The following is a 7,939-nucleotide window of genomic DNA, read 5'->3' on the forward strand; positions in this document are numbered from 1 at the left end:
TGGTGCGCGGCACACGGTAGGGCGCGCGCTCGGCGGTCCTCGGCCTGATGGCGAGGCCGGCGAGGTAGCGTTGGAAAGTCGCCGCCTCCTGGACGGGCGAGGCGAGCGCGACATGGCCGTCCGGTCTCACCAGATAGGCGCCGTCACGCAGCAGGCCGGCTTTGCCGGCCGCTTCCGACCAGGCGAAGGCATGGACCGGGATGCCGGCCGGCGCGAGCATCGCCCGGAATTCGGCGTTGACCTCGCCATAGACATGGATCTGCCAGTCGAGCGAGCGCAGCGGTTCGAAATTGTCGCCCCTCGCGCCGACCACATAGGGCAGACGGTCGCCGCCCCTGACCTTCCCGGCCGTGCCCGCGCTGATCGGCCCGGCGCGGTACTCGATCGCCGCCTGCGAGATCACGCCGAAGAAGGCGCGCGAGCCGAACGACGTGTGCAGCGCGGCGTTCATGATCTTCGGCATCAGATAGCGCCGGAACAGGCCGACCAGCCGCGAGCGGCTGGTGACGAAGCGGAACACCTTGTCGGTGCTTTCGATCAGCTTGTGGGCGAAGGCGATGCGCTCCGGCTCGTAGCTGTCGAGCAGGCGCGCATCGGCACGGCCCTGGACCACGGCGGCGAGCTTCCATGCAAGGTTTACCGCATCGCCCATGCCGGTGTTCATGCCCTGGCCGCCGGCGGGGCTGTGGATGTGGCCAGCATCGCCGCACAGGAATACGCGGCCGGCGCGGAAGCGCTCGGCGACGCTGAGCAGGAACGGCCGCACCGAGACCGTCAGCGCGGCCTATCTCGCCGGCTGCGACGGCGCCCGCAGCGCCGTTCGCCATGGGCTGAACATCGGCTTCCCCGGCGGCACTTACGAGCAGTCCTTCTACCGTCGCAATGACCGCTTCGCCCTTGTCCTGGAAGGCGACAAGCTCGGTGTCGCGCTCGACCTCGACGCCGGCGCGCTCGAGATGCGTGATCAGCAGGCGTTCGTGGATGTCCTGCGGCAGCGCGAAGGCGAAGGAGTAGGGGCTGATACCGCGGCCGAAATCCGACAGCGGCAGCCTTGCCGCGACGCCAGCCGGCGTGTGCAGGGTCAGCCGCTCCAGCCGCACGCCTGCGGCGAGCACGTCGTCGACGATGCCGATCTGGCGGTGGAACTCCAGCGTGCGGGCCTGGACCGCGAGCGCGCGCGAGGTCTCGCCGGGAGCGGCGGCCTTGTCGAAGATGCGCACCGGCACGCCGAGCCTGGTCAGCCACAGCGCCAGCGTCAGGCCGGTCGGACCGGCGCCGGCAATCAGGACCTTGGTCTTTGACATGTTCATTTCTCTTCCCCTTCAGCGGTGCGGACTTTTTCATGTTCGCGCAGCCGGTTGACGCCGGCGGTGACGACGAGGTCGCCCTTGGCGAGCCCGTCGCTGACGACGACGCGGTCGGTCTCGTAGCGGGCGACGGCGACAGGCCTGAGCTCGACGGCGGATGTCGCGGTGACGACCCAGACCGCCGGCTTGCCGTCCTTGTCGAACAGCGCGCTGCCGGGCAGCACCACAACCGGCGCGCTGGCGATTTCGGCGCGGCCGCCGACGCTGGCGCCGAAGCGCATTTCGGCGGGCGCATTCTCGAGCGAGACCTTGACCTGGAAGGTGCGGGTCGCGGCATCGGCAACCGGCGCGATCTCGCGCACGGTACCGGTTGCCGTGATCGCCGGATTGCTGAGCAGCGAAACCGTGACCTTCGGCGGCCGCCTGGTGTCGGGCGTGTTGGCGAAGGCGGCTTCGGCGATCGAGAACACCGCGTCGCGGCTGTTCGGATCGGCGACGCGCGCCACCATCTGCCCGACATTGACGGACTGGCCGGCTTCGGCGCCGGTGGCGGTGACGATGCCGTCGAAATCGGCATGCAGCTCGGTATAGCCGAGCTGGTCTTTCGCCATCTGGAAGGCGATATTCGCCGACTTCAGCTTGGCCTCGGCTGAACGCAAGTTCTTCAGCGTTGCATCGTAGCTGGCGCGTGTCGTGAAGCCCTTGGCGAGCAGCGCGCCGATGCGGGCCTCGGCTGCGCTCGCTTCGACCAGCACGGCTTGCGCCGCCGCGACATCCGCCTCGGCGCTGAGCAGCCGGTTGCGGTAATCCTGGTCGTCGATGCGGGCAAGCACCTCGCCCTTCTTCACCGTCGAGCCGATCTCCGCCATGCGTTCGATGAGCTTTCCGGAAACGCGAAAACCGAGGTCGCTCTCGAGCCTTGGGCGGATCTCGCCAATGGCGGTGCGGACATCGGCATTGGCAACCGGCGTCACCTCGACGGCCTTGACCAACTTCGTCTCCGGTGCGTCAGGCTTTGCGTTCGAGGCTTCGCTTCTGGCGCCATGCCAGACCATCGCGGCGCCGCAGGCAAGGACGGCGATCGATCCGGCGACAAGGCGGCGTCTCAGCGGCCTGTTGTGAAGCAGTTCGGCAATCATGTTGTCTCCATGACCAAGGTTGCGGCCGCGCTGGGAGGATGCGGCGACCGGAAAATGCGTTTGGCTGGGGACGATCGGGCGTTGCGGCCTGTCTTTTGCCAGCCCGATCTTTTTGCGACTCCGGGTCCGCGAAATCCCGAACGGTTTCTGAAAATTTTCCGATGTTTGGCTGAGACGATTCCCTGGCGGGCGTCGGTCTCCCGGCTTCAGGTGTCGTTCAAACCCGGCGTGCCTGCCTGCGCAGCCAGTGCTGCAGCTTGATCAGGTGGCGCATCGGCGAGCGGTCGATGCGCTTGACGTCGATCAAGGTGACGCCGCCGCCGTCCGATAGCGTGTGAAATCCCTGGTCGAAACCGTCGTGCCAGCCTTCGGGCGACAGGCGCCTGACGATATCGGCCGAAAACTCCTCAGGCGTCAGACGGTCGATGCCGAGCAGGTTGATGGCGCTGCCGTAGCCGATCGTGCAGTCCTGTGTCGGGAAATAAAGCTTGTCACCGTCCAGAAACGGCGAGCCGGCAGGCCGCGACGATGCGTGGCCCGTGCGCACCGGGTTTTGCTTGTGCTTGTGCCACGGGCCGGTCAGGCTGTCGGCAAAGGAGACATGCAGTTCGCGCGTGTCCCTGCCGTCCGGTCCGAAGAGCGCATGAAACATCCACCAGCGCTGCTGATGGTGAAAGACCGTCGAGTCGACCGCCGGCTCTTCCAGCAGCACGGCGACCGGCTCCCACCTTGTCGGGAAATCGACCGCCCGATAGAGCGTCAGCCGGCCGCTCTGGTAGGCCTCAGGCAGCATGAAGATGTCCTCGCCGGACCGGATCAGTTGCGGATAGGAAAGGTGGAAATGTTCCTTCAGCGCAATGCCGCGCTCCCTCAGCGTCCAGCCCCGGTCGTAGCTGTAGTAGTGGATCTCGCCGCGCTTCACCCGGTAGTCATAGGCTTCGACCAGCACGGTGAAGCGATCGCCGTGGGGAAGGCCGAACGGGTCGGCGATGAAGCGGAACGAGCCTTGCGGCGGCAGCCAGATCACACGGCGCCTGTCCAGGCCGTCGGCGGCAAGAACGCCCTGGATCGGCACAGGAACGATCCCCACCTGCCAGATGTCGGCCATTTCCCCGTATTCCCCGCGTCGCCCCGGCATCTATGCAGCAAACCGCGCGTCACGGAAACAGCCTGAGTCAGGCCAGGTTCGGTGTTCACCAACCGCTAACCATGCTGGTGTCGCGGGTCTGCCATGCACAGTTGCCGGCTTCTGGATCAACGCCGTCCCCTTGAATACTAAGCACGCTTATTATATATGCCGCTCATGGTTTCCGACGGCATCGACAGACTGGGCTTCCTGATCCACGACGTGCAGCGTCTGATGCGCAAGCGCTTCGAGGCGCGCGCCAGCGGCTTCGGCCTTTCCTCGGCGCAGTGGCGGCTTCTGGTCCGTGTCGCCAAGGAGGCGGGTGTCGCCCAGGCGCGACTGGCCGAGCTTCTCGAAATCGAGCCGATCAGCGTCTCGCGCCTCGTCGACCGGATGGAGGAGGGCGGCTGGATTGAACGTCGCCCTGACGCAACGGACCGGCGCGTGCGCATGATCTTCCCGACCGCCAAGGCGAGCGAGGCCTATGCCCACGTCAAGAGCCTCGCCGGCGAGGTCTATGAGGAATCGCTGGTCGGCGTGTCGCCGGAAGATCGCCGCGTCCTGATCCGGGCGCTGGATACGATCGTGCAGAACCTGGCCGACGGCGAAGCGCCGTCGCTGGAAAAAATGAAGACTACGGAAGGCACAGCAGCATGAACGCGGTAGCAAAGGTGGACGAAAAGATCACCAGGCTGGAACGGGAAGCGCCGGCGCAGCCGGTCGCCGAGGCGCCGGCGCAACCGGCGGTCGCCCCGGCGGAGCTCGCTCCCTCGCCGCAGCCGGCGCCGAAGAAGCAGCGCCGCGCCGGCCGCTTCCTCCTGATGGTCGCGCTGCCCGCGGCGCTGCTTGCCGGCGGCGCCTACGTCTGGGTCACCGGCGGCCGCTACCAGGAGACCGAGAACGCCAATCTGCAGCAGGCCAAGGTGTCGATCGCTTCCGACACGGCGGGTCGCATCGTCAAGGTCGGCATCGCCGACAACCAGCTCGTCAAGCAGGGTGACGTGCTGTTCGCTGTCGATCCCGAATCCTACCGGATCGCGCTCGCCCAGGCCGATGCGGCGGTCGCCACCGCCCGCCTCAATGTCGAGCAGCTGCGCGCCGCCTACAGCCAGGCGATGGCGCAGGAGAAGTCCGACACCAGCGAAGTCGCCTACGCGCAGTCGCAATACGACCGCGCCGCCGACCTTGCCCAGAAGGGCATCAACGCCAAGTCGTCGCTGGACGAGGCCAGGAACGACCTCGACAAGGCCAGGCAGCAGCTGGCGGTGGCCGAACAGGGCATCATCAGCGCCAAGGCGGCGCTCGGCGGCAATCCCGACAGCGAGACCGACAAGCACCCGACGGTGATGGCGGCGCTCGCCGCGCGCGACAAGGCCGCCTATGACCTGGCGCAGACGACGGTCACGGCGCCGGCCGACGGTGTCGTCAGCCAGGCCTCCTCGTTCAAGGTCGGCCAGTATGTCGCCATCGGCACGCCGCTGTTCTCGCTGGTCGAGACCGGCGACACCTGGATCGACGCCAATTTCAAGGAAACCCAGCTCACCCACATGAAGCCGGGCCAGAAGGCGGAGATCGTCGTCGACACCTATCCGGGCAAGACCTTCGAGGCCACCGTCAAGGCGATCGGCGCCGGCACCGGGGCGGAGTTCTCGCTGCTGCCGGCGCAGAACGCCACCGGCAACTGGGTCAAGGTCACCCAGCGCATTCCCGTGCGCCTGGAGTTGACCGACCCCGACGCCAAAATGGCGTTGCGCACCGGCATGAGCGCCGCCGTCACCGTCGACACCGGCGTGGCGCGCGGCCTGCCGAAGATCTTCGGCCACGCCACGGCCGGCGAGGCGGCCGAGTAAGCGACGATTCCGGACGCCCTGGCGGCCGGAATGGACAAGTGGCGGAAGCCTGCCGGGGACCCGGCGGGTGGAAGCAAAACGGCAGGGGATTGGTCCGATGGGAGGAGTGGGAAGGATCGTGATTTGAACCGGGCCGCGTCGCGGCCTGATCGAAACCTGAAGCCTTCGACACAGACCCCTTCGGTCCTCAGGTTTCCGGGCGGCAGGCGTCCGATCAAAAGAGACTTTCGTTCGATGTAACCCCCACATCGATAGTCGCGTCCCACCGCGATGAGGGTCTCCAAACGGAAGGCCTCGCCGCCCGGAAACCCTCGTGTACACGCTTTTGTTACCTGCTGGAAGTTCCGCATCATGAGCACGCCAGAACCCTTCAAGGAAGTACCGCACCGCGGCCTGATCACCGTCGCGCTGATGCTGGCCACCGTCATGCAGGCGCTAGACACGACGATCGCCAACGTCGCGCTGCCGACCATGACCGGCGATCTCGGCGCTTCTCCGGACAACATCAACTGGGTGCTGACCTCCTACATCGTCGCCGCGGCGATCATGACGCCGGTCACCGGCTGGCTTGCCGACCGGCTGGGCCGCAAGGAGCTGTTCCTGACGGCCGTTGTCGGCTTCACCATCTTCTCCATGCTGTGCGGCCTGGCGTGGAGCCTCGAGACCATCGTGCTGTTCCGGCTGCTGCAAGGCGTATTCGGCGCCGCGATCGTGCCGCTGTCGCAGACCTTCCTGCTCGACATCAACCCGAGGGAGCGCCACGGCCAGGCGATGGCCATCTGGGGCGCCGGCATCATGCTGGGGCCGATCCTGGGCCCGACGCTCGGCGGCTGGCTGACCGAGAACTTCAACTGGCGCTGGGTGTTCTTCATCAACCTGCCGGTCGGCATCCTCGCCTTCCTCGGCATGGCCGCCTATCTGCCTGCGGTCGCCAAGCGCGTGCGCAGCTTCGATTTCTTCGGCTTCGCCATGATCTCGCTCGGCGTCGGCGCGCTGCAGCTGATGCTGGATCGCGGCGGCGAGGTCGACTGGTTTTCCTCCGTCGAGATCTGGATCGAGCTCGGCCTTGCCATCACCGGCTTCTGGGTGTTCACCATCCACACGGTGACGGCGGAGCACCCCTTCATCGACCCCAAGATATTCCTCGACCGCAATTTCGTGACCGGCCTGGCGTTCATCTTCGTCATGGGCGTGCTCATCCTGGCCTCGATGTCGCTCCTGCCGCCCATGCTGGCGAACATTTTCGGCTATCCGACCATGACCATCGGCGTTGTCATCGGTCCGCGCGGTATCGGCACGATGATCTCGATGCTCCTTGTCGGCCGCATCATGCACAGGGTCGACGCCAGGATCCTCGTTGTCATCGGCTTCCTGTTGACCGCGCAGTCGCTCTACACCATGTCCAGCTTCTCGCCGCAGATGGACAATTGGCTCATCCTCACCTCCGGCGTCATCCAGGGCCTGGGCATGGGCATGGTGTTCGTGCCGCTGTCGACGATCGCATTCGCGACGCTCGACGCGCGCTACCGCACCGATGCCACCGCGCTGTTCAGCCTGGTGCGCAATCTCGGCTCTTCGATCGGCGTGTCGGTGGTGACGGTTCTGATGGTACGCAACACGCAGATCAACCACACCGAGCTTGCGGCCTTCATCAACCCGTTCAACCCCAATCTGTGGGCGGCCTCGCCGGCGGCGGCGAGCGGCGATCCGACGGCGCTGTCGCAGGTCGATCGGCTGGTCAACACCCAGGCGATGATGATTTCCTACGTCAACGACTTCAAGATCCTGATGGTGATGACGCTGCTCGCCATCCCGTTCGTCTTCCTGCTGCGCAAGCCGAAGGCGGCGCCGGCCGCCGGCGCCCCTGCCGCACACATGGACTGACGGTTGCGGATTGGCGCGGCTGGGCGGCCGCGCCTGAATCCGGAGCCCAAGATCATGGCTCGGCAACAGCGCCAGCATTCTCGGATATCTACAACCGACCGCACCTGGTTCATCTACCATTAGTATATATCGATCACGATGTCGTCGCTTTTGGGTTGAAAGCGAGCCGTGTTGCTTTGCGCCGGCACCAAACTGGAGGAACTCTGTTTGGGCGAGAAATCATCCAGGAAAGCCGCCGAGACACCCGAGTCGGCCAATCTTGCGGCGCTGGCGAAGCTGACCATCGCTTCATACGAAACGCTCGAGCGCGATCTGCGAGCCAGGATCGCAACGCTTGAAGGGCAGGCGCTGCGATTTGAGACGGCGATCGACAACGTTTCGCAGGGCATCTGCTTTTTCGACGCTGCCGAACGGCTGATCCTGTGCAACCGCCGCTACGCGGAAATCTACCACATTGCGCCTGAGCAATTGCAGCCGGGTGTGACGCTCCGGGAAATCGTCGAACGTCGGGTCGCCGCCGGGACATCTGTGACCGATGCCGACGCCTATCTTGCATTGGCCCGCGCCGTCAATTCGGGCATGGCTCCAAGGGTATGGACCGCCGACCTCGCCGACGGTCGGACGGTTCAGGTC

General features: G+C 65.9%; 7 protein-coding genes and 1 pseudogene. 5 read left to right on the forward strand and 3 right to left on the reverse strand.

What is annotated here, in order from left to right:
* A partial coding sequence (locus EN780_RS41390) for an FAD-dependent monooxygenase (RefSeq protein WP_281035375.1) occupies positions 1-766 on the reverse strand: 766 nt, incomplete at its 3' end.
* On the opposite strand from EN780_RS41390, the pseudogene EN780_RS40750 reads away from it, so the two are divergent.
* Positions 756-851 (forward strand): annotated as a pseudogene (locus tag EN780_RS40750) (FAD-dependent monooxygenase); the annotation flags it as partial. The gene EN780_RS41390 and the pseudogene EN780_RS40750 overlap by 11 nt on opposite strands.
* 455 nt (positions 852-1,306) lie before the next feature.
* On the opposite strand, the gene EN780_RS22015 reads toward EN780_RS40750, so the two are convergent.
* Positions 1,307-2,446, reverse strand: a complete 1,140-nt coding sequence (locus tag EN780_RS22015; protein WP_128275311.1) for an efflux RND transporter periplasmic adaptor subunit — start codon at positions 2,444-2,446, stop codon at positions 1,307-1,309.
* A gap of 217 nt (positions 2,447-2,663) precedes the next feature.
* Entirely contained in the window at positions 2,664-3,554 is an 891-nt protein-coding gene (locus tag EN780_RS22020) for a hypothetical protein (protein ID WP_128275312.1), read from the reverse strand.
* 195 nt (positions 3,555-3,749) lie between these two features.
* On the opposite strand from EN780_RS22020, the gene EN780_RS22025 reads away from it, so the two are divergent.
* The 4 genes from EN780_RS22025 to EN780_RS22040 form a co-directional block, all read left to right on the forward strand.
* Positions 3,750-4,229: a MarR family transcriptional regulator gene (locus tag EN780_RS22025; protein ID WP_127286578.1), complete on the forward strand. Its 480-nt coding sequence runs from the start codon at positions 3,750-3,752 to the stop codon at positions 4,227-4,229.
* Positions 4,226-5,422, forward strand: coding sequence for an HlyD family secretion protein (locus EN780_RS22030; RefSeq protein ID WP_128275313.1), 1,197 nt, complete (start codon positions 4,226-4,228; stop codon positions 5,420-5,422). The genes EN780_RS22025 and EN780_RS22030 overlap by 4 nt, the downstream gene beginning before the upstream one ends.
* Positions 5,423-5,773: 351 nt before the next feature.
* On the forward strand, positions 5,774-7,306 hold the full coding sequence (locus tag EN780_RS22035; RefSeq protein WP_128275314.1) for a DHA2 family efflux MFS transporter permease subunit: 1,533 nt from the start codon (positions 5,774-5,776) through the stop codon (positions 7,304-7,306).
* A gap of 171 nt (positions 7,307-7,477) precedes the next feature.
* Positions 7,478-7,939: PAS-domain containing protein (locus EN780_RS22040; protein ID WP_245500061.1), on the forward strand; the 462-nt coding region annotated here is incomplete at its 3' end.

It is taken from the genome of Mesorhizobium sp. M4B.F.Ca.ET.089.01.1.1, assembly GCF_004022605.1.
GTDB lineage: Bacteria > Pseudomonadota > Alphaproteobacteria > Rhizobiales > Rhizobiaceae > Mesorhizobium > Mesorhizobium abyssinicae.

What these genes read in the sequence shown, in the direction of transcription:
- EN780_RS22015 (WP_128275311.1), bottom strand. Translation starts at nt 2,446, where the DNA reads ATGATTGCCGAACTGCTTCACAACAGGCCGCTGAGACGCCGCCTTGTC.
- EN780_RS22020 (WP_128275312.1), bottom strand. Translation starts at nt 3,554, where the DNA reads ATGGCCGACATCTGGCAGGTGGGGATCGTTCCTGTGCCGATCCAGGGC.
- EN780_RS22025 (WP_127286578.1), top strand. Translation starts at nt 3,750, where the DNA reads ATGGTTTCCGACGGCATCGACAGACTGGGCTTCCTGATCCACGACGTG.
- EN780_RS22030 (WP_128275313.1), top strand. Translation starts at nt 4,226, where the DNA reads ATGAACGCGGTAGCAAAGGTGGACGAAAAGATCACCAGGCTGGAACGG.
- EN780_RS22035 (WP_128275314.1), top strand. Translation starts at nt 5,774, where the DNA reads ATGAGCACGCCAGAACCCTTCAAGGAAGTACCGCACCGCGGCCTGATC.